At 44.9% G+C, this 22,030-nt stretch carries 23 protein-coding genes; 16 read left to right on the top strand and 7 right to left on the bottom strand.

Annotation, left to right across the window (positions count from 1 at the left end):
* Positions 1-7: 7 nt before the first annotated feature.
* From ggt to rluF, 4 genes are all read right to left on the bottom strand, one after another.
* Entirely contained in the window at positions 8-1,702 is a 1,695-nt protein-coding gene (gene ggt, locus FEM55_RS03300; RefSeq protein ID WP_138279878.1) for a gamma-glutamyltransferase, read from the bottom strand.
* 105 nt (positions 1,703-1,807) lie between these two features.
* Positions 1,808-2,881: an AI-2E family transporter gene (locus tag FEM55_RS03295; protein WP_138279877.1), complete on the bottom strand. Its 1,074-nt coding sequence runs from the start codon at positions 2,879-2,881 to the stop codon at positions 1,808-1,810.
* Positions 2,882-3,074: 193 nt separating this feature from the next.
* Entirely contained in the window at positions 3,075-3,779 is a 705-nt protein-coding gene (locus FEM55_RS03290; RefSeq protein WP_138279876.1) for a hypothetical protein, read from the bottom strand.
* A gap of 90 nt (positions 3,780-3,869) precedes the next feature.
* A complete protein-coding gene (rluF, locus tag FEM55_RS03285; RefSeq protein WP_138279875.1) occupies positions 3,870-4,613 on the bottom strand; it encodes a 23S rRNA pseudouridine(2604) synthase RluF in 744 nt (247 codons plus the stop codon).
* 150 nt (positions 4,614-4,763) lie between these two features.
* Between rluF and FEM55_RS03280 the strand changes: the two genes are divergently transcribed.
* Positions 4,764-6,068 carry an acetylxylan esterase gene (locus FEM55_RS03280; RefSeq protein WP_138279874.1) on the top strand — a complete coding sequence of 435 codons (1,305 nt, stop codon included), beginning with the start codon at positions 4,764-4,766 and terminating at the stop codon, positions 6,066-6,068.
* 169 nt (positions 6,069-6,237) lie between these two features.
* Positions 6,238-7,542: a Gfo/Idh/MocA family protein gene (locus FEM55_RS03275; RefSeq protein ID WP_138279873.1), complete on the top strand. Its 1,305-nt coding sequence runs from the start codon at positions 6,238-6,240 to the stop codon at positions 7,540-7,542.
* An 88-nt stretch (positions 7,543-7,630) separates the two neighbouring features.
* Here FEM55_RS03275 and FEM55_RS03270 read toward each other — a convergent pair whose 3' ends face one another.
* Positions 7,631-7,987, bottom strand: a complete 357-nt coding sequence (locus FEM55_RS03270; RefSeq protein ID WP_138279872.1) for a hypothetical protein — start codon at positions 7,985-7,987, stop codon at positions 7,631-7,633.
* Between the two features lie 169 nt (positions 7,988-8,156).
* Positions 8,157-8,483, bottom strand: coding sequence for a tetratricopeptide repeat protein (locus FEM55_RS03265; protein WP_138279871.1), 327 nt, complete (start codon positions 8,481-8,483; stop codon positions 8,157-8,159).
* A gap of 93 nt (positions 8,484-8,576) precedes the next feature.
* On the opposite strand from FEM55_RS03265, the gene FEM55_RS03260 reads away from it, so the two are divergent.
* The 14 genes from FEM55_RS03260 (at position 8,577) to FEM55_RS03195 (ending at position 21,465) form a co-directional block, all read left to right on the top strand.
* Positions 8,577-9,314, top strand: coding sequence for an electron transfer flavoprotein subunit beta/FixA family protein (locus FEM55_RS03260; protein WP_138279870.1), 738 nt, complete (start codon positions 8,577-8,579; stop codon positions 9,312-9,314).
* Between the two features lie 33 nt (positions 9,315-9,347).
* Positions 9,348-10,322, top strand: coding sequence for an electron transfer flavoprotein subunit alpha/FixB family protein (locus tag FEM55_RS03255; RefSeq protein WP_138279869.1), 975 nt, complete (start codon positions 9,348-9,350; stop codon positions 10,320-10,322).
* Positions 10,323-10,670: 348 nt separating this feature from the next.
* Positions 10,671-11,267 (top strand): bifunctional nuclease family protein, encoded by a 597-nt coding sequence (locus FEM55_RS03250; protein ID WP_138279868.1) that lies wholly within the window; start codon positions 10,671-10,673, stop codon positions 11,265-11,267.
* Positions 11,268-11,396: 129 nt separating this feature from the next.
* Complete coding sequence (locus FEM55_RS03245) at positions 11,397-12,275, top strand: cell division protein FtsX (protein WP_138279867.1); 879 nt, start codon at positions 11,397-11,399, stop codon at positions 12,273-12,275.
* A gap of 52 nt (positions 12,276-12,327) precedes the next feature.
* Entirely contained in the window at positions 12,328-12,543 is a 216-nt protein-coding gene (locus FEM55_RS03240) for a DUF3098 domain-containing protein (protein WP_138279866.1), read from the top strand.
* Complete coding sequence (locus FEM55_RS03235) at positions 12,540-13,319, top strand: undecaprenyl-diphosphate phosphatase (protein WP_138279865.1); 780 nt, start codon at positions 12,540-12,542, stop codon at positions 13,317-13,319. Before FEM55_RS03240 ends, FEM55_RS03235 begins: the two co-directional genes overlap by 4 nt.
* 35 nt (positions 13,320-13,354) lie before the next feature.
* Positions 13,355-14,056 carry a tRNA pseudouridine(55) synthase TruB gene (gene truB / locus FEM55_RS03230; RefSeq protein WP_138279864.1) on the top strand — a complete coding sequence of 234 codons (702 nt, stop codon included), beginning with the start codon at positions 13,355-13,357 and terminating at the stop codon, positions 14,054-14,056.
* Positions 14,053-14,979, top strand: coding sequence for a bifunctional riboflavin kinase/FAD synthetase (locus FEM55_RS03225; RefSeq protein ID WP_138279863.1), 927 nt, complete (start codon positions 14,053-14,055; stop codon positions 14,977-14,979). The genes truB and FEM55_RS03225 overlap by 4 nt, the downstream gene beginning before the upstream one ends.
* A gap of 89 nt (positions 14,980-15,068) precedes the next feature.
* Positions 15,069-15,350, top strand: coding sequence for a DUF427 domain-containing protein (locus FEM55_RS03220; protein ID WP_138279862.1), 282 nt, complete (start codon positions 15,069-15,071; stop codon positions 15,348-15,350).
* A 16-nt stretch (positions 15,351-15,366) separates the two neighbouring features.
* The gene (locus FEM55_RS03215) at positions 15,367-16,749 is read left to right on the top strand and encodes a mercuric reductase (RefSeq protein WP_138279861.1); all 1,383 of its coding nucleotides are present in this window, start codon (positions 15,367-15,369) and stop codon (positions 16,747-16,749) included.
* Between the two features lie 86 nt (positions 16,750-16,835).
* Complete coding sequence (locus tag FEM55_RS03210) at positions 16,836-17,795, top strand: ABC transporter ATP-binding protein (protein ID WP_138279860.1); 960 nt, start codon at positions 16,836-16,838, stop codon at positions 17,793-17,795.
* Complete coding sequence (locus FEM55_RS03205) at positions 17,795-19,363, top strand: ABC transporter permease/substrate-binding protein (RefSeq protein WP_138279859.1); 1,569 nt, start codon at positions 17,795-17,797, stop codon at positions 19,361-19,363. The genes FEM55_RS03210 and FEM55_RS03205 overlap by 1 nt, the downstream gene beginning before the upstream one ends.
* Positions 19,353-20,510: an ergothioneine biosynthesis protein EgtB gene (gene egtB, locus FEM55_RS03200; protein WP_138279858.1), complete on the top strand. Its 1,158-nt coding sequence runs from the start codon at positions 19,353-19,355 to the stop codon at positions 20,508-20,510. The genes FEM55_RS03205 and egtB overlap by 11 nt, the downstream gene beginning before the upstream one ends.
* Positions 20,511-20,520: 10 nt before the next feature.
* Positions 20,521-21,465 carry an L-histidine N(alpha)-methyltransferase gene (locus FEM55_RS03195; RefSeq protein WP_138279857.1) on the top strand — a complete coding sequence of 315 codons (945 nt, stop codon included), beginning with the start codon at positions 20,521-20,523 and terminating at the stop codon, positions 21,463-21,465.
* A 45-nt stretch (positions 21,466-21,510) separates the two neighbouring features.
* Here FEM55_RS03195 and FEM55_RS03190 read toward each other — a convergent pair whose 3' ends face one another.
* A complete protein-coding gene (locus FEM55_RS03190) occupies positions 21,511-21,939 on the bottom strand; it encodes a response regulator (RefSeq protein ID WP_138279856.1) in 429 nt (142 codons plus the stop codon).
* Positions 21,940-22,030 lie beyond the last annotated feature (91 nt).

Raw genomic sequence — 22,030 nt, 5'->3', positions numbered from 1 at the left:
TTGGTAATCAATAACCGGCTGATTGTCCGTCCTTCCGGGATTCGGTGGCACCATGATAAACTTTATGGGCGGCATCAAACATAATAGCCTGATAACCGCCGTAGGCTCCGGCGGCATAGCCTACTTTATGGCCCATTTTCATCAGTTCGCGGATTGTTTCGTAAGAATAGCCGGATTCCATGGTGATGATGCCGCTGTCGGTCATTTTAGTGCCGGTGGGTTCTGATGATCCCTGATGATCAATACGTGGCGCGTCGCCTGCTTCCTGCGGGTTCATGCCGTAATCGATCATATTCATCACAATCTGCGTGTGTCCAAGTGGCTGAAAACTGCCGCCCATGACGCCAAAGCTCATGTAAGGAACGCCGTTTTTGGTAATAAAAGCAGGAATAATGGTGTGAAACGGCCTTTTATGCGGTGCATAGGTATTGTTTTCACCTTCGGTAAGGCTATACATTTCGCCGCGGTTCTGGAACATAAATCCCAGGTTTTCAGCCACCATTCCGGAACCGAATCCACGATAATTGCTCTGGATCAGTGAAACCATATTTCCTTCACTGTCTGCAACGGTCAGGTAAATGGTGTCCCCGTCTTTCAGTGCCGGATTACCTGCTTCCAGACGGGAAGCTGCCCTTTTCGGATTGATCAGCTTTCTTCTTTCTGCTGCATATTCCTTTGATATTAATGCCTTTATAGGAACTTTTGCAAATTCAGGGTCCGCATAATACTTGGCACGATCTTCAAAAACCAGCTTTTTGGCTTCTGTAAACAAGTGAATGCGTTCCGGACTGTCGTAAGCTATTCTGGAAAAATCATAACCTTCCAGAATATTCAGCATTTGCAAGGTTGCTATGCCCTGTCCGTTCGGCGGCAATTCCCAGACGTCGTAACCGCGGTAGTTCGTCGATACCGGCTCGATCCAGGTTGAAGTATGATCGGCCAGATCTTTTTCCGTGATAAAACCGCCGACCTGTTTCATAAAAGCAGCGATCGTTCTGGCTATATCACCTTTGTAAAATACGTCGCGCCCGCCTTTACCTATTTTTTCCAGAGTATTTGCCAATGCCGGATTTTTGAAAATTTCACCGCGGGCCGGCGCATGCCCGTTTGGTGCATACGTTGTTTTTATATTAGGCAGGTCACCGAACGCATTGATCATATTTGCCCATGAACCGGCAGCTTCATCATGAACCGGAAAACCGTTTCGGGCATACTTGATGGCATTGGACAAAATAGCCGTCATCGGCAGTTTACCGAATTTTTTATGCAGTTCAAACCAGCCGTCCACACAGCCCGGAACCGACACCGGCAATGGTCCCTTGGACGGAATGGATGTAAGCCCGCGTTTTTTAAACTCTTCCAGCGTAAGGCTGTAAGGGGAACGGCCCGAAGCATTCAGCCCGTACAGTTTTTTGGTTTTCGCATCCCATACAATGGCAAAAAGATCGCCGCCGATTCCGTTTACATGCGGTTCCACCAGCCCTTCCATGGCATTGGCTGCAATGGCCGCATCGATGGCATTGCCGCCGGATTTCAGGACTTCCACAGCAACCTGCGTTGACAAGGGATGGGAAGTACTTGCCATACCGTTTTGTGCCATCACGACGGATCTTTTGGAAAACGTTTTACCGTAATTGCGATCCTGTGCATGCAGCGCATAAAAGCCGGATAAAAAGATAAGGAATAAACTCAGTTTTTTCATGTGGGCATAAGATGAATTTTCTGAACCGGAAACACGAGTTTAAAGTTTTCCCATCATATTTCCAACGTGGGTACTGTAAATTCCCGAAAAGACGCGTGCTGACAATCAGGCGTTTTTACCTGCATCCTCCGGTTCTTTCTTCAGCAAAAATTTTTCCGGTTTCTCGTTTCCCATCACGAATGCAAGAGACTTTGTTTTTGGAAGATACTCAAATAAGACACGCAGGATTCCCGTAACGGGAATGGCAATGATGGCACCCGGAATGCCCCAGAGAATTCCGAAGGCAATGACTGAAGTAATGGTCATGAACGGGTTCAGATCCACTTCCTTACCGACAACATACGGCTGCGTCACATAATTATCGATCATCTGGGCGGCTGTCATGACAATAGCAACGATCAGAACGCTGGAAGGTCCGCCGGAAACAAGGGCCAGCACCGCAGCCAGTCCGCCGCCGACTACATTGCCGACATAAGGAATGAATGAAAAAACCGCTGCAATCAAGGCAAGAAGAAAAGCATATTTAACGCCTCCGATCAGAAATCCGGCTCCGTACAGAATCGCCAGGATCATCATGGCTTTCAGCATTCCGAAAAAATAGCCGCCCGAAGTTTTCCGGATTTCCTTCATGGCCTTACGCACCCTGAAATGCTCCTGTTCCGGAAAATGGCGCAAAATGAATGCAACAAACCGATCCCGCTGGGAAAGCAGGAGTACGACATAAACAATAACCAGAATGAAATTGGCAAAAACGCTTCCGACGGAACCAAGCGCAGCGGGCCCGGAACTGCCCAGTTTTGAAATGACATTCTTGACTTTATCCAGTTGTTGATCCGGGTTCAGTCCCGATTTTTCCTCAACAAAACGTTGTGCTTTTTCCAGATATTGCCCGGATTGCTTTTCAATTTCCGGCCAGTCTTTGGCTATTACTTTCACCTGAACGAACAACAGCCCGCCCAGAAAAATGAAAAACAGCAACAAAATCAAAGTACTCAGCGCAACAGAAAAACCTTTGCTGATCTTTCTGGAAATAAACCAGTCCATGACAGGAATAAGCATCAAGGCCAGAACGGCACCAATGGCCAAGGGTGCCAGAAAAGTTTTTCCAAGATATAATCCGGCCGGTATCGCAATCAGCAGCAATACCCATTTTAACAGTTTTGATAGTTCTTCCTTCATGAATTTCGTTTTTTGATAACTTCAAAAAACCATTCCACGGATTAAAAAAGGATTAAAATGAATGGAAACAGATCCAGCAAGGGGCTAATGCTTGATGCGGAAATTGCCTGCAAGCAATATACGGGCAGGCGTGAGAAATGTTTTTACCGGAAAAAAAACTTTCGTGTATCCGTATACGTGCAAACAGCTGGTTTCAGAGCGTACTGCAGAATTCGAGTAACGCTTTCAAATCTGTTTCCTGGTCAAAATCAGGATTATGCTGCTTATAATACTGATTGATTGCTTTCTTGTGCGAGGAGTATACTTTAAGCAGATTTTGCCGGTTGGCGATCAGAAACCTTTCATTACGGTCAATAAAAAAGTAGGCAGCGTGTTTTTTCATGACTACTTTATTGTTGCCTTTCAGAAACTGTATCATGCCATCCTGATTGATGAAAGAAGAATAGCTTGAAATGGCAGATGTTGACGAATATTGTCCATAAGCCGCATACCTTTCATTGCCCAGGTTCATAAAAAAAGTTTTCTTGCCCAGCCCAACGCGACCAAAATTGGCGATCTGCTCCATGTGACCATGCCCTTTCAGGTAAAAATACACCCGGTCTGCAAGTGACACGAAGTGGATATAATCCAGATCTGCCAGCAGCAAAGTATCCTTTTTGGGAGCAATGAACATGATTTCCGCATAAACATAACTGTAATTCAGCTTGGCTGCGGATACTTTCCCATTCCGGAAATGTACTTTCCCGTCCTGAAACTGGTCAAACTGGAACCGGTCTTTAAACGGAATGACTTTACTGATTTCGCCCGGATCTTTAATTCTATAAACGGGTTCGGCACTTTGTGCCCATGCAATCGACCGGATGACCGAAAAAAGCAATATCAGCAGCGTGCTTTTCATGTTTGTCTGTATTTAAACTTATGCTATTAAATTTAGACAATTCTGGTATGGTAACCTCTTTATTTGTTTGATCCGGCATGAAAAAACAGGTTACTCTTCATCCCAGTCTGCTGCCAGCGAGCCTTCTTCCGTTTTGACCGAGTTGGCTACGGCATCCTGAATAAACTTCAATTCATCGGCCGTCAGATTCCGCCATTTTCCTGTCGGTAGATTTTGTAAAGTCACGTTCATAATTCGTATACGTTTGAGCTTCTGAACATTGTAGCCCAGAAATTCACACATGCGCCGGATTTGCCGGTTCAGTCCCTGCGTCAGGATAATGGTAAAAACATAGCTGCTATCTTTTCGCACAACACACTTGCGTGTAACGGTTCCCAGGATCGGAACGCCGGCAGACATTCTGGCGACGAACTCCGCCGTAACCGGTTTGTCAACCGTCACGACATATTCCTTTTCATGATTGTTTCCGGCACGCAGGATTTTGTTTACAATATCGCCGTCGCTTGTCAGAAAGATAAGCCCTTCCGAAGGTTTGTCCAGCCGCCCGATGGGAAATATGCGTTCGGGATGCCTGATGAAATCAATGATGTTTCCTTTTACATGCCTTTCCGTCGTACAGGTAATGCCCACCGGTTTGTTGAAGGCAATGTAAACGCCGGCTTTTTTTACCACCAGCGGTTTGCCGTCAATAAAAACCTGATCTTCGGCGGAAGCTTTGTCGCCCAGCACCGCTTTTCGTCCATTAAGTATAACCCGGCCTTGTTCCACGAGCTTGTCTGCTTCTCTTCTTGAACAAAAACCCGTTTCACTGATGTATTTATTGATCCTGATCAAATCCTTTTCATTTTAAAAACTGCGTTCTGAAGATCACGTCGTGCATTGCAAATTACACCAAATCACAAAAAATATCCATTTACGGTAAAGATTCCGGCTGATGTTTTCTTTATCTCAAAGTAGAATCATTGCAAATTATTCCATCCTTACATGAAAACTCGCATTTTACTTTTCAACCTTTTTTTATGGCTGTTCATTTCCGGTCTGTATGCGCAGCCTCCGCGTCGCGCCATTGAAGTTATTGTAACGGCAGATCATGAAAACTGGACTTACAAATCCGGAGAAAAAGTAAAATTCTCGATAGCTGTTTTAAGAAATGGGAATCTGGTTAAAAATGTTCCGGTACGCTATGAAATCGGCCTCGAAAAAATGGAACCGACTGTCAAAGAATCCAAAACATTGGCCGAGGGCAAACTGGACATAGACGGCGGCACTTTGAAAACTCCCGGATTTCTGAGATGCATTGCTTATGCAAGTGTGGACGGCGGCGAATACCGCGGGCTTGCAACAGCAGGTTTTGAACCGGAAAAAATACAACCGACTGTTTCCAATCCGGATGATTTTGATGCTTTTTGGGAAACTGCCAAAAAAGAACTCGCTGCCGTTCCGATGGATGCAAAAATGACACTGATCCCGGAACGCTGCACGGAGAAAACGAATGTTTATCACCTTAATCTACAGAATAACCGGCAGGGAACCCGAGTTTACGGCATTCTGAGCATTCCGAAAAAAGAAGGAAAATATCCTGCGCTGCTGCGAGTTCCCGGCGCCGGCATACGTCCGTACTATGGCGATATGGGAACGGCAGACAAGGAAATCATTACCCTGGAAATAGGCATACACGGCATTTCTGTCATCATGGATCCCTCGGTTTATACGGACCTTGGCAATGGCGCCCTGAATGGCTATCAGTCGTATCATCTGGACGACAAGGACAAGTTTTATTATAAAAGGGTTTACTTGGGCTGCGTTCGCGCGAATGATTTTCTGACCAGCCTTCCACAGTTCGACGGACAAAATCTGGCTGTTACCGGCGGAAGTCAGGGCGGTGCGCTTTCCATTGTTACGGCTGCGCTTGACCCGCGCGTCAAATGGCTCGGCGCTTTTTATCCAGCGCTCAGCGATGTCACGGGTTATCTTCACGGACGCGCCGGCGGCTGGCCGCATTATTTTGATAAAGGAAGCATTCAGGCAAACAATACAAAAGAAAAGCTGGCAACGCTGGGCTATTACGATGTTGTAAATTTTGCAAGAAGGCTGAAAGTTCCGGGATTTTACATCTGGGGCTATAACGATGAAACCTGCCCTCCTACTTCCATGTACGCCGCCTACAATGTGACCACTGCACCAAAAGAGCTGAAACTTTATCAGGATACCGGACACTGGACTTATCAGGAAGAAAAGGACCTGATGAATAACTGGCTGATCGGGAAGTTAAAAGGGGGAAAGATGTGAAAGGAAAAAGGGAAAAAGGTGGAAGGGAGAAGGGGATTGATTGGTAGGGATTGGTTTGACATTGTATGCTTACAATTCATTTCTAACAGCTAAAAGCCGACTGCCAACCGCCAAAAGCCACCTCTGGATCATGACTAAAATTAAAAAATTCATTCAGTAACAGCCATATATGGATCGTCGAACCTTTATTGAAAAATCTTCACTGGCAGGTGCTGCATTTTCTGCACTTCCGCTTTTTACGGCGTTAAAACGCGCAGCGCCATACCGGACCGCATTGATCGGAGCAGGCTGGTGGGGAACAAATATTCTGCGCTGTGCCATACAGGCCGGTGAAAGCAAAGTGGTCGCACTTTGCGATGTAGATGAAAACCAGCTCAAAATCTGTCAGAATGAAGTCGGGAAACTTACTTCGGACAAACCGAAACTGTACCGTGATTTCAGGGAACTGCTTTTGAAAGAGAAGCCCGAAATTGTAATTGTGGCTACGCCGGATCACTGGCACGCGCTGTGCTGCATTGCGGCTGTGGAATCGGGCGCTCACGTTTATGTGGAAAAGCCGGTTTCTCACACGATCAATGAGGGACGCGCCATGGTGAATGCCACGCGTAAACAGGGTAAAATTGTTCAGGTGGGCACGCACCGGCGTGTTTCTCCGCATAATGTCTCCGGAATGGAATTTCTGAAATCAGGAAAAGCCGGAAAAATCGGTATGGCAAGAGCATTTGTACATTATGGCGGCGGCCCCGGACAAAAAGTAGCCGAAGAGGAACCGCCGAAAGGACTGGACTGGGATTTTTACTGCGGCCCCGCCAGCCTGATTCCCTACAACAAAACCATTCATCCGAAAGGGTTCCGGAATTACCTCAACTTTGCCAACGGCACTTTGGGCGACTGGGGAATTCACTGGCTGGATCAGGTACTTTGGTGGTCGGAGCAGAAATATCCAAAGAAAGTGTATTCGACTGGCGGAAGAGCCATTCGTCAGGACAATACGGATGCACCGGATCATCAGGTGGCAGTTTATGATTTTGACGGCTTTACACTGGAATGGGAACACCGGAACTTTGCAGCCAATCATGCCGAAAAAACGCATCCGCAACAAGCAGTCGGCGTTTATTTTTACGGTACGGAAGGAACTTTCCACATGGGCTGGCTGGACGGCTGGACATTTTACCCTGCCAATCCGAACAAACCGGTCATTCATCAGGATGCGCAGCTGAACAAGCCGGACGACCAGAACATACAGCAGCTCTGGGCCAATTTTCTTACTTCCATCAAAACGAACACACCACCGGTATGCGATATAGAAACCGGTCAGCGGTCGACCAATGTGGCACTTTTGGGAATGTTGTCTTACAAACTGGGAAGAAGTATTGTTTGGGACGGAGAAAAGGAACTGATCACCGGCGATGAAGAAGCCAACAAATTACTGAGCAGAGAATACAGAGGTGAATGGAAGTATCCGAAAGCCTGAAAAACGGAATATACAATTTGAAATCGGGTGTTGTTAGGAACGTTTCCTAACAACACCCGAAACCTATATCCAGGCTAACTTCCGGTTTTCAGTCAATTTTAACTACCTCCGCAGGAATGTTATACTGGTCGATCAGCTCGCGTGTGAACCTTACGTGCCCTCTTGGCGCCATCAGGTATAGTTTTGCGCCTTTCATTCCGGCCAGTTCGCTCAGCAGTTTCCATTTGCTGATGCTGCCGCGGAGCTGATCTGTTTTAACCGAAACTTCAAGATAATGACGATTAAACATGTTCACGCCCGTAACATCGGGTGTGAACTTGATATTGTCCGCAGCTCTTTCATATGATTTCGGGATTTCATACCCTTCCATATTTGCCTGAATGTCTTTGAATCCATGAGCCTGGGCCCACTTTACAACAAGTGGAATATATAATTCCTTTTCCATAAATTTTAACGAATAATTTTGCCCTCCATAATGGGGAACTCCACAATATACTTATAACTAACCTGTGCTGAGGAAAAGTGTTAACCGAACCCGGTTGAAATGCAGTAATTCTTACTAATTTTTAAAGGTACGGTTTTTAGCAACAATGACCAAATACAAATGAAATGACTTAATCATCCATTTCATCCAGAAAATTCCGGTAGGCCCTCACCAATTCCTGATGTGTTTTATTATTCTTTTGTAAAAGAGCCAGTTCAATGCCTTTCCGGTAAATTTCATCAGCCTGTTCCACTTTATCGCGCAATGCAAAAAAAGCTGCTGCATGATAATAAGTCGGCAAATACGCGCTGTGCTCCGTCAGCAACATGTTGTAAAACTGACCGGCTTTGGCCGGATCGCTCTTGGCATATTCCATGGCAAGTGCATACATGTTGAACGGATCATCGGGATCTTCCCTGTAAAAAGCCAGTAAATTTTCGAGCAGAGAATTTGTCATGGTATTATTATGCTTGCATACTATTTAAGTTTTTCCGTAAATTGCATGGACAAAGTTATTCTCAGAAGTATTACAATTCATAACTGCATCACCATGAAAATACTCGTTTGTATAACCAATGTACCGGATACAACCGCTAAAATAGCCTTTACAGACAACGACACCAAGCTAAATAAAAACGGCATACAGTACATCATCGGGCCGTATGATGATTATGCACTCGCACGAGGCGTGGAAATCAAGGAACAGTCCGGAGGAACACTGACTGTGCTGCATGTCGGTGGCGCCGAAGCAGACCCACAGATCCGGAAAGCGCTTGCCATCGGTGCTGATGATGCTATCCGGGTGAATGCGGAACCACTGGATTCCTATTATGCAGCACTCCAGATTGCACAGGTTGCCAAGCAAAATAGTTACGATTTGATCCTGATGGGCCGCGAATCAATTGACTACAACAGCGGAGTTGTTCACGGACTTGTTGGTGAAATGCTCGGAATTCCCTCCTACTCGCCGGTCATGAAGCTGGATCTGGATGGAAACCAGGCAACGATCACCCGAGAAATAGATGGCGGAAATGAAATCCTAAAAGTGTCACTGCCGCTGGTCCTGGGCTGCCAGGAACCGATCGCCGAATGGAAAATCCCGAACATGCGCGGCATCATGACCGCAAGGACCAAACCGCTGAACGTGGTGGAACCCGTTGCATCCGAAATCCTGACAACGCCTGAAAAATATACCTTGCCGGCGCCTAAAGGTGCCTGCAGAATGATTCCGGCCAGTGAAGCAGAAACGCTGATAAGACTTTTGAAAACTGAGGCAAAGGTTCTTTAATCACTGATTTTTTTACCATTAAAATAAAAGAACATGTCAGTCCTGATATATATAGAACTGGAAAACGGTTCAATCAAAAAAACTTCGCTGGAAACCATAGCATACGGCGCCAAAGTTGCGGAAAAGAACGGTGGAAAAGCAATTGTTCTAGCCATCGGAAATGCCGATGCATCCGAACTGGAAAAAGCGGGCAGATACGGAGCTGCAAAAGTGCTTCATGCAACCGATCAAAGGCTGGAACACGAAAACAGCATGGCATATGCCGACATTCTGGTGCAGGCTGTTCAGCAGGAAGAAAGCAAAGTAGTCATTCTTCCCAAATCCGGCCTGGGTGATGCCATGGCGGCACGCGCTGCGGCACGACTGAAAGCGGCGGTTGTTTCCGGCGTTACGCAGCTTCCGGAAACCGACGGCGTTTTCACCGTAACACGCAGCGTATTTTCCGGTAAGGCATTTGCAACAACTCAGATCCATTCGGAAATAAAAATTCTGGTTGTAAAAAAGAATGTCATCGAAGTGGATGAAAATGCAGTTGCAACCGGGAATGCTGAAATTGTGCCATTCTCACCGGCATTCCGCGGAGAGGACTTCAAGGCGACTGTCATTCAGGTTGAAAAAACGAATACCGAACTTTCACTGACCGAAGCCGATATCATTGTTTCCGGCGGACGCGGCATGAAAGGTCCTGAAAACTGGCAGCCACTTGTGGATTTTGCCCATGCACTCGGCGCAGCAACCGGCTGTTCCAAACCGGTATCCGACCTCGACTGGCGTCCGCATCATGAACACATTGGCCAGACCGGGATCAAGGTTGCACCAAACCTGTACATTGCCTGCGGAATTTCCGGCGCGATCCAGCATCTTGCCGGCGTGAACGGCTCTAAATGCATCGTCGTCATCAATAAAGATCCGGAAGCACCCTTTTTCAAAGCTGCGGATTACGGCATCGTCGGCGATATCTTCGAAATTCTGCCCAGACTAACCGAAGCGGCAAAAAAGTTGAAGTGAAGACAAAACGGCTTTATTTTAATAAAACAAGCGGCCAATTGTTTCTTAACATGACAGAAGTACCTTCTTACTCAGTGATTTAACACGGATTGTTAAAATTAAATATTGCAAAACCCGTTTTTAGCCCATACTGCATTTTTTTATGCAGCATGGGTTAATTATTTTTGCACCTTCATTCGTATCCGGGATATGAAATGACAGGAACACTTTCAACCGCTCAGATGTTAATGCATTGACTATCAATTGCAGAATCAGAATTGTGAAAGTCACCTGTCAATAGAAGAAGACATTACAGATCGCAAGCACAGTCCATTGCAATTAAAACAATTCTACTGCATTTAGTTTAACGTGAAAAAAATCAAGTTAGAAATTCTGGGGCTTTCCCCAAGCCAGTCACAGGCGGGTTCCTTCGCCCTGGTTCTTGGAGAAGAATTAGGCAACCGCCGTTTGCCTATTATTATTGGTGTATTTGAAGCCCAGGCTATCGCTGTACAGATTGAAAACATTATTCCCAATCGTCCGATGACGCATGATCTGTTTAAGTCATTTGCGGATGGAATGAATTATACTCTAAAGGAAATTGTCATTTCAGATCTTAAAGAAGGTATTTTTTACGCAAAAATAGTTTGCACCGATACACTTCGGGAAATTGAAATTGACGCACGGCCTTCGGATGCCATTGCAATCGGTCTGCGTTTTGACATACCAATTTATACTTACGAAGCTATTTTGTCTGAAGCCGGAATTGTTTCCAGTTCCTTGTCCGAAGATGAGGATGAAGACGAAGAAGCAGTAAGAGAAACACTTAAAACCGCAGGAGCCGGAAAAAACCAGCTTCGCGACCTTGCCTATGACGAACTTCAGCGTATGCTGGAAGATGCTTTGTCGAAGGAAGATTATGAAAGAGCTGCTAAAATCCGGGATGAAATGGGCCGCAGAAACTAAGGCGCACCGTTTTCCACAGAGTTAAAAATAGTTAAGGATTGCTCCGGTTCGCTCATTTAAGATTTAAATCCTTATTTTTGCCGTTAATCGTTTTAACCTTTCTAACGATAAGCGAAATTTTACGCTGCTATGCCGAAAAAAAAGAAGATCGGAAGTTATCCCAACACCATGATTGTTATTAGCCTGACGGCTGCATTGTTCCTGATCGGTTTTTGCGGGCTTCTGGTAATACAATCCAAGAAACTGGTTTCCATTATCCGTGAAAATATTGAAGTACGTATTTTTGTTGACAAAGAAGTAAACAAGGCCGGCCAGGATTCCATACTGAGCTTAATCCAGGCCAAACCTTACGTTCTTGTTTCTGCCGAAGTACAACCGATTACTTTTGTTTCCAAGGAAGAAGCTGCCAAGGAATTTATTCAGGGTACCAAGGAAGACTTTGTGGCGTTCTTGGGAGAAAATCCGTTACGGGACAGCTATCGTGTAAGAATTCAGGAAGACTATTTTGAAGAAGCCAAATTGCAGCTGATTAAAAAAGATCTTGAAAAAATAAAAGGTGTTTATGAAGTTGTTTATCAGGAAAATCTGGCGGACAACATCAACCGAAATGTGACAAAGATCTATATTGTCCTGGCAAGTTTTGCCCTGATCATGCTGATTATCATTGTGTTGTTAATCAATAATACGATCAAACTGGCCATTTATTCACAGCGTTTTCTGATCCGGAGCATGCAGCTTGTTGGCGCTACCAATGGATTTATCCAGAAGCCGTTTGTCATGCGTGGCGCCATTCAGGGATTGATCGGTGGAATACTTGCGGGTGTTTTACTGATTGTACTGCAACAGGTTGCTGTCCGGAATGTGGAAGGTTTGGCCATGCTTCAGGAATATAACAGGCTTGTCATTCTTGTCGCCATTGTGCTGATTCTCGGCGTATTGATCGGCGTTTCCAGTACGTATCAGTCGCTTTCGCGTTATTTGAGAATGGCGCTGGACGATCTGTATTAATTTTCAGTCGTTAGAATATAAATAGTTCATTACTGCATAAACAGCCTTAAAAATGAATAACAACAAAAACGAACTTCCATTTTCATCGTCCAATTACACCATGATGCTGATCGGGATTGCTGTCATATTAAGCGGTTTTCTGATCATGACGTTTGACGGTGAAGAATTCGGCTTTGGTTTTCTGGGACTTACGCTGGGCCCGTTGATTACCGTTGTCGGCTTCGTCATTGAGTTCTGGGCGATTTTACGTAAACCCACCCATTCATGAGTATCTGGCAGGCCATTATTTTAGCTATTGTTGAAGGAATTACCGAATTTTTGCCCGTTTCTTCTACCGGCCACATGATTATCGCTTCCTCCTTTATGGGGATCAGTCATCTGGAATTTACCAAAATGTTCACCGTCAACATTCAGTTCGGTGCCATTTTATCCGTTCTGGTTCTATACTGGAAACGGTTTTTTCAATCCACCGATTTTTATTTCAAGCTTTTCGTTGCTTTTCTTCCTGCAGCGGTCATCGGTTTTTTACTGAATGATTTCATTGATGCCATGCTCGAAAATGTAGTCGTTGTAGCCATTTCATTGCTTGTCGGCGGGATTATTCTCGTTTTTATCGACCGGATAGCCAATCCGAATACACGCGATAGGGAAATCTCCTACTTCGATGCATTGAAAATCGGTTTTTTTCAATGTATCGCCATGATTCCGGGCGTTTCCCGTTCTGCTTCCACAATCATCGGCGGCATGCTTCAGGGCTTGTCGCGCAAGCAGGCGGCTGAATTTTCCTTTTTTCTTGCCGTTCCGACCATGGCTGCGGCGGGCGGTTACAAACTGCTTAAAACGTACGATACCATACAAGCTTCGGACATTAAGGTGCTGTTGATCGGAAATCTGGTCGCGTTTGTGGTGGCTATGCTTGCCATCAAGTTTTTCATCAGCTTTCTGACCAAATACGGTTTCAAGGTTTTCGGATATTACCGCATTATTCTTGGATTGATCCTGCTTGGATTGCTTGCATCGGGTTACAAGCTGGATATTGTATAAGTTTTCAGCGGAACCTTTAACTTGTTTATTAAGATTTGAACAACGATACCAACCAACCGGACGAAGGGGAAGTCATTTTGATTGACAAACCTTTGACCTGGACTTCATTTGATGTTGCCAACAAGCTTAAAAGGGCCTGTAAATTCAAGAAAATAGGCCATGCCGGAACGCTTGATCCGCTGGCCACCGGCTTGCTGATTTTATGCACCGGCAAAAAAACAAAACAGATCGATACATTTCAGGCCCAGGAAAAGGAGTATACCGGCACGTTGGTTTTAGGGAAAACAACACCTTCCATTGATCTGGAAACCGGATTTGATGCGGAATTTCCAACGGCACATATCACACCGGAAATCCTGGAAAACGCCCGCTTGCAATTCATCGGCCGCATTGAACAGATTCCGCCCATTTATTCTGCGCTGAGGGTTGATGGCGAACGTCTTTATAAAAAAGCAAGACGTGGCGAAGAAGTGGAAATCAAGAAGAGAAATGTGGAAATATCCCTTTTTGAGACAGATGCCACCCGCTTCCCGGAGATCGATTTCAGGATTATTTGTTCCAAAGGTACTTATATTCGCAGTATTGTTCGCGATTTCGGTCTGGCAGCGGGCAGCGGTGCGTATATGAGCGCGCTTTGCAGAACGCGCATCGGTGCTTTTGAATTGAAGAATGCCTGGAATCTGACCGATTTCATTCAGCAGAAAAGATTGGAACTGAAGTTAGAAGTCAACGAATGAATATTTATCACAGCCTCGATTCCTTTCATAAACTGGAATATGGCGTCGTAACAAGCGGCACATTTGACGGTGTTCATCTTGGACATCAAAAAATACTTAACCGCCTGAAAGAAATCAGTGAACAGTCTGGCGGTGAATCGGTTGTACTTACTTTCTGGCCGCACCCGCGTACGGTTGTTTCCGAAGACAGCCAGGGACTGCACCTGCTTTCCACGATAGACGAAAAAATAGAATTGTTTTCCCAGCTGGGCATTCAGCATCTTGCCATCGTGCCGTTCACCCGTGCATTTTCTGAATTGTCGTCAGATGAATTTATCCAGCAGATACTTGTTGAAAAAATTGGGACTAAAAAACTGGTTATTGGCTACGATCACCGTTTTGGAAGGAACCGGGAAGGCAGTTTTGAATTTCTGAAAAACAACAGTCTTCAATACGGCTTTGAAGTGGAAGAAATTTCAAGAGAAGACATTGAGAACCTGGCGATCAGTTCTTCCCGCATCCGCAATTCGCTGCACTCGGGCAATATCAGCGAAGCAAATGACTTGCTGGGAAGAGCCTATACACTTTCCGGAACGGTTGTAAAAGGTAAACAGCTTGGACGGACAATCGGATTTCCCACGGCAAATCTGTTTCTGCATGAATCCTACAAACTCGTTCCGCAAAATGGTGTCTACATTATTCGGGCAACACATCAGGGAAAAAGGTACAATGCCATGCTGAATATCGGCGTAAGACCTACTGTTGACGGCAGCATCAGAACGATTGAAGCTCATTTGTTTGATTTCGACCAGGAAATTTACGGGGAAGACCTGAAACTGGAATTATTGCATTATCTGCGTCCGGAGCAAAAATTTGACAGCCTCGACAAGCTTGTTCAGCAAATTAACTTGGACAAGCAGCATTCGCTGGAATTCTTTTCCTGAGACTTCATTTCTTTCCATATATCTTTCAGGCGTGTCTTTACAGGCACGCTTTTATTGTTGTCGGACATATACCTCATAACATTGCCTGAATGAAAGCCATCTGGAACGATCAAGTCATAGCCGACAGTACTGAAACGATTGTTGTTGAAAACAATCATTATTTCCCGGAATCATCGGTTAATAAAGAGTTGCTAACCAAGTCGGAAACGCATACAACCTGCCCGTGGAAAGGAATTGCATCTTATTACAATGTAAGCGTAAATGGCGACGTCAACAAGGATGCTGCATGGTATTATCCTGAGCCAAAAGACGCAGCCGCAAATATCAGGAACTACGTTGCATTCTGGAAAGGCGTCAAAATTGTGCAGTAATTAATCTCCTCTTTATATGAAACATTATGACGCAATAGTCATTGGCTCCGGCCAGGCAGGAACGCCTTTATCCAAAAAACTTGCAAATGCAGGATTAAAAACGGCCCTGATTGAAAAACGATGGGTTGGCGGCACCTGTGTCAATGACGGCTGCTCTCCTACCAAAGCCATGATTGCATCGGCAAAAGCAGCTTGGTCTGCCTATCACAATAAGAATATCGGCGTTTTTTCAGAAATTGTAAAACTTGATTTTGCGGCCATATTGAAACGTAAAAACGGCATTGTGCAAATGATGCGCGACAATTCTGAACAAGGGATTCTGGAAACAGAAAACTTGGATCTGTACTACGGGTCAGCCGAATTCAATGCGGAGAAGGAGCTGAGCATAACCATGAACGATGGCCATACCGAGATATTTACTGCGGACCAAATCTTTATCAATGTCGGCGAAAAACCGGAAATTCCTGTCATTGAAGGTCTTGAAGAAACCGGATATCTGACTTCCACGACCATTATGGAGCTCAACGAAATTCCCGAACAACTGCTTGTAATCGGTAGCGGATACATAGGTCTGGAATTCGGACAGATGTACAGCCGCTTTGGAAGCAAAGTAACCATTCTGGAACCATCGGAACGTATATTGTCCAGAGAAGACGGGGATATTGCAGAAGAAGTCACTAAAATCCTGTCAGAGGAAAACATCCGATTGCTTACGAATAGCAAGGCCGTTTCTGTTTCTAGAAATGAAAAGCGGATTACGGTCAATCTGGAAAGTAACGGAGAGAAAAACGCTTTGGAATGTACACACATTCTTGTTGCAGCCGGTAGAAAGCCGCAAAGCGCCGCATTAAAAGTAGAAGCTGCCGGTATTACAATCGATAAGAAAGGGTATATCAAGGTAAACGAGAAGCTGGAAACCAACGTAAAAGGCATTTACGCGTTGGGCGATGTAAAAGGCGGGCCGGCATTTACGCATATTGCATTTGACGATTACCGGATCATTGCAGCCAACGTAATCAGACAAGAAAACAAGACTACGGAAGGAAGAATGGTGCCCTACTGCATGTTCATTGATCCGCAACTGGGCAGAATTGGTATCACAGAACAGGAAGCCAGGGATAAAGGACTGAACGTAAAAGTGGCCACACTGAAAAACAGCAGCGTCGCACGCTCCATTGAAACCGGCGACGAAAGGGGCATGATGAAAGCGGTTGTAGACGCGGCGACCGGCCAAATCCTGGGCGCTTCCATTCTGGCCGAACAAGGCGGTGAAATTGTGACCATTCTGCAGATGGCCATGATGGGCGGCGTAACATACGATCGGATTCTGAACGGCGTATTTGCGCATCCGACCTATGCAGAATCGCTTAATAACCTGTTTATGACCTTGGATAAGTAGCCGGTATCATTGCAATTGATGTGATAATGTCTAACTTAAACCCGTAACTACAAACTGCCTGGTTTCTCCGGTTTAAATTGTCATGCATGATCATTGCAGAAAACATCAGTAAGAAGTTCCGTGCTGTTCATGCGGTAAATAACGTTTCCTTCGAGGTTAAGGAAGGGAATACACTGGTTTTGCTGGGAACAAGCGGCTGCGGCAAAACGACGACATTGAAAATGCTGAACCGCCTGATTGAAGCGACTTCGGGTACTATATATATCAATGAAAAAAATATCTTTGATCAGAAACCGGAATTTCTGCGGCGTACAATCGGTTACGTTTCGCAAAATAACGGTTTGTTCCCGCATTATACCGTTGCGGAGAATGTTGCCATTGTTCCAAAATTGCTGAAATGGAGCAAGACAGAAATTATTGAAAAAACAGTTGAATTACTGGATCAGTTAAAGTTGCCGTTTGCGCATTTTGCTAATAAATACCCGAACGAACTCAGCGGCGGACAACAGCAGCGGGTTGCGCTGGCAAGGGCATTGATATCTGATCCGCCGGTTATGCTGATGGACGAGCCTTTCGGTGCGCTTGATCCGGTTACGCGTGCGCAGGTAAGAGCAGAATTCACGGCAATGCCTTTACTGAAAAGAAAAACCATTGTGCTGGTGACGCACGATATTCAGGAAGCTTTTGAACTTGGCGATGCAGTCTGTTTGATGGATAAAGGTAAAATTGTTCAATCCGGAACGGCAAAGGAGCTGATGTTCAAACCTGAAAATGAATTTGTAAAATCGTTTTTTGATCAGCAACGGTTATTTCTGGAACTGAAATCTTTAACCTTCGACGATGTCTGGAATGAATTCGAGACGGCTGATGAAACAACCCAAACGCCTCTGTTTCTGAGTTCAAAGAGTTTATGGGAAGGAATGGAAAAGCTTTCCAACTTGAACAAAAACAGGCTAATTGTTTATCAATCAGCGACAAAATCATTAAAGTACTTTACTTTAACAGCTATTCAAAACGCTGCTGCAAGTTACAAACAGGGTAAATAATGGAAGTGCAGCAAAGCTTATGGGAATTCATGTTTCAGCAATCCGGCAAGCTGTGGAGCCAGACGATCACGCACATCGGCCTGACCTGCATTTCGCTTTTTATGGCTGTCTTCATCGGTCTTCCGCTTGGAATCTGGATAGCAGGCAGAAAAAAGGCAGCATGGGCAGTACTAGGTTTGGCGGGAATCATGCAAACCATTCCAAGTATGGCTTTGCTTGGATTCATGATCCCGTTGCTCGGAATCGGGCCACTTCCTGCCATTACAGCATTGTTCTTATATGCATTGCTGCCGGTTATCCGCAATACGTATACCGGAATTTCTGGCGTGGAGCCGGCCGTTACGGAATCGGCAAAAGGAATGGGGATGAACAAGTGGCAAATATTGATGCAGGTAGAATTGCCGCTTGCCATGCCGGTTATTCTGGCCGGAATACGTACAGCTACTGTAATTAATGTGGGTGTAGCTACTTTGGCAGCCTATATAGCCGCAGGCGGTCTGGGCGAATTCATTTTCGGCGGTATCGCGCTGAACAATACGAATATGATCCTGGCGGGTGCCATCCCGGCTGCATTGCTTTCCATTGGTCTGGATTTCCTGCTTTCACTGCTGCAAAAATCCGGTCTACGGCGCATGAACAAAGTAATGCTTGTATTACCCGTTCTGCTGCTTGTTTTATCGTCGTTTTACCTTGTTCCTTACACCGGCAACCAGTTGCTTGCCGGTTTTACTCCCGAGTTTATGGGCCGCGAAGATGGTTACCTCGGCTTAAAATCCAAGTATAAACTGGATATTCCTACGGTTGTCATCAGCGATGCCGTTATGTACAAAGCAGCATTTGAAAAGAAGCTGGACATAATCAGCGGATACAGTACGGACGGACGCTTAAAAGCTTACAATCTGGTTACACTAAAGGATGACAAAAACATTTTTCCGCCTTATTATGCCTGTCCGTTGGTCAGAACGGAAATTCTTGAAAAATATCCGGAACTTGAGACGGCTCTGAACCTGCTTTCCGGCATCATTCATGATTCCGTTATGACGGAACTCAACTTTAAAGTGGATTACCTGAAGCTTGCTCCTGAAAAAGTGGCGCATGATTTTCTGTTATCCAAAGGACTTTACAAAAAGCCGTTGAAGGGAAGCAAGGGAACAATCAGGCTGGGTTCCAAAATATTTGCGGAACAGTACATTCTTGTAGAAATGTATAAAGAACTTATTGAAGGAAACACGCAGCTAACAGTACAGACACGAACCGGCCTTGGCGGTACAAAAATCTGCTTTGACGCCCTTACCAATGGCGAAATCGACCTTTATCCGGAATATACCGGAACCGGGCTTCTTGTCATTCTTAAACCGGATACAAAAACAATGAGCCGGGTTTCAGGAAGCCGTGAAAAAGTATATGATTTTGTCAGGAGCGAATTTTCCAGGCAATATAAATTGCAATGGCTTAAACCGATCGGGTTCAATAATGCCTATGCCTTGATGATGCGCAAAGAACAGGCACAATCATTGAATATAACGACTATTACAGATTTAAAACAATTTTCCTCGAATGAACATTAACAACATCAGCGCGGCGTATAATACGGTCAGAAAACATTCTGAAAGTATATGCGAGCCACTGGAAACAGAAGATTATGTACCACAGCCCGTACCCTTTGTAAGTCCGCCAAAGTGGCATCTGGCGCATTCCACATGGTTTTTTGAAACATTTATATTAAAGAATTTCAAACCGGGTTACGAGGTTTTTGACAAGGATTTCAGCTTTTTGTTCAATAGTTATTATAACAATGTTGGCGAACGCACGCTTCGTACGGACAGGGGAAATGTTACACGGCCAACAACGGCAAACGTGTATGCCTACCGTCAACATGTGGATCGGTGCATGAACGAGCTTTTGGAAAATCTGGCGGATACCCACGCCCTATCCATGATTCAGCTTGGTTTGCATCATGAACAGCAGCATCAGGAACTGCTTGTAACGGATATCAAGTATATTCTGGGACATAATCCGCTGTTCCCTGTCTACAAAGCAGGTCATAATCTCGTAAATTCTGAAAATACAGAAAGCGGTTTTTTAGCCGTTCATGAAGGCGTTTACAACATCGGGTTTGAAGGAGAAGGGTTTTGCTTCGACAATGAACTGGGCCGTCATAAAGTATACCTTCATGAATTCGAAATCAGCAAGTCGTTGGTTACCAACGGCGAATACATTGCCTTTATGGAAGATGGCGGTTATCAGAACTTCAATTTATGGCTGGATGAAGGCTGGTCCTGGGTTAATGAGCATGCCGTGGAAGCGCCGATGTACTGGCATAAAATAAATGGGGAATGGCATTATTATACGCTTGCCGGACTGCAGAAAGTTAATCCGGATGCCATGTTGAGCCACATCAGCTTTTATGAAGCTGCTGCTTTTGCGCAATGGAAAGAAATGCGGCTTCCATCTGAGGCAGAATGGGAAATTGCCTCCGACCGGCTGGACTGGGGGCAACGCTGGGAATGGACAAACAGCTCTTACCTTCCTTATCCGGGTTTTACAAAAGCCAAAGGTGCTGTTGGTGAGTACAATGGCAAATTTATGATTAACCAGATGGTGCTTCGCGGCGCATCGGTGGCCACTTCGCCGGAACACAGCCGGAAAACGTACCGCAATTTTTTTCACGCCCACGAACGCTGGCAATATACCGGCATCAGACTGGCCAGATAATCAAATGAACATGTCAGACAATACTTTTGCAGAAGATATACACCAAGGATTATCCGCACCTTTAAAACAGATTTCATCCAAATATTTCTATGACGATATTGGCAGCGTCATTTTTCAGGACATCATGAAAATGCCTGAGTACTACCCCACTGCGTGCGAATTTGAGATCCTTTCTTTACAAGGAGAGAAAATCATTGACAAGCTGAGCTTCGCCGAACCTTTCAACATTGTGGAACTCGGTGCCGGCGACGGGATAAAAACTCGTCAGCTTCTGAAACAGTTGATGGAAAAAGGCATTGATTTTTCCTATGTGCCGGTTGATATTTCAGGTAAAGCCATTGATGAGCTGAAAACGAATATGCTGTCGCATTTACCCTCGCTGAAAATTAAACCGCTGATCGGTAATTATTTTTCCATGATCGGCGAACTGTCTTCTTCTTCCACACCCAACCTTTTTCTGTTTCTTGGCGGCAATATCGGAAACTACGAAGCGGAAGAAGTTCGGGCTCTTCTGACCGGATTTCACCGGAATATGAAAGCCGGTGACAAGCTGCTGACCGGATTTGATCTTCAGAAAAATCCGGCAACCATACGCCTGGCTTACGACGATCCGCAAGGTATCACCAGAGATTTCAACCTCAATTTACTGAACAGGATTAACCGCGAACTTGGCGGAAATTTCAACCTGAACCAGTTTGAATTTTACTCTTTTTACAATCCGCTCAACGGCGAAGTCAGAAGCTATCTTGTAAGTCTGAAGGCTCAGCGGGTATCTATTTCTCAAAGTGGCAAAAGTTACCAATTTTCACAAAACGAGCTGATTTGGACCGAATTGTCAAAGAAGTATACGCTTAAAGATATTGAAAGAACCGCCGTTGAAAACGGATTTGAAGTCATGGAGCATTTTCTGGATTGCAAGCACTACTTTACGGACAGTTTGTGGATTAAGCCATAAATCATCTTTCCGGCTGTCACTGTACAAAATTAATTTACAAATATGTCAGCCATTGTTACTGTTGGGATGCAGACAGCATTGCCAGTAATCGTATATAGTCCGGAATTTGCTTTTAAGATCATGAAAATTGTTATCCTTTTTAAAGTATCCCTGAATAGTCATATCGTAAGCAATCTGGATTTCCAACGGATTGTCTGCTGTGCTTAAAAACAGAAAAGGAATGGATTTCTTTCTGAGGTATTCATTCTGTTCAATACGACGGCGGAGTTCAATGCCGTTCATGATGGGCATATTGATATCGCAAAGAATTATAAATGGCTGCTCCTGAGTGGTTTCCAAATAAAGCAATGCATCCAGACCGTTCGGAAAAAAGATAAGCGTATTTGTAATTCCAAGTTCTTTTAAGATTGTTTTGATTAACAGCTGATCGTCTGTGTCGTCTTCAATAGAAATGATTGGTCCTTTTCTTGACATTACTTCGGGAATGATTAATTAAATCGGGTACAAATATCATATTTATTCAAAACTTTAACAATGAGGCGGTATAATGTCGCGTACATGATTT

This window comes from Dyadobacter sediminis (assembly GCF_005860765.1).
GTDB lineage: Bacteria > Bacteroidota > Bacteroidia > Cytophagales > Spirosomataceae > Dyadobacter > Dyadobacter sediminis.
Note: the sequence above shows the minus strand (reverse complement) of the source record. Positions and strands in the feature narration are given on the sequence as shown.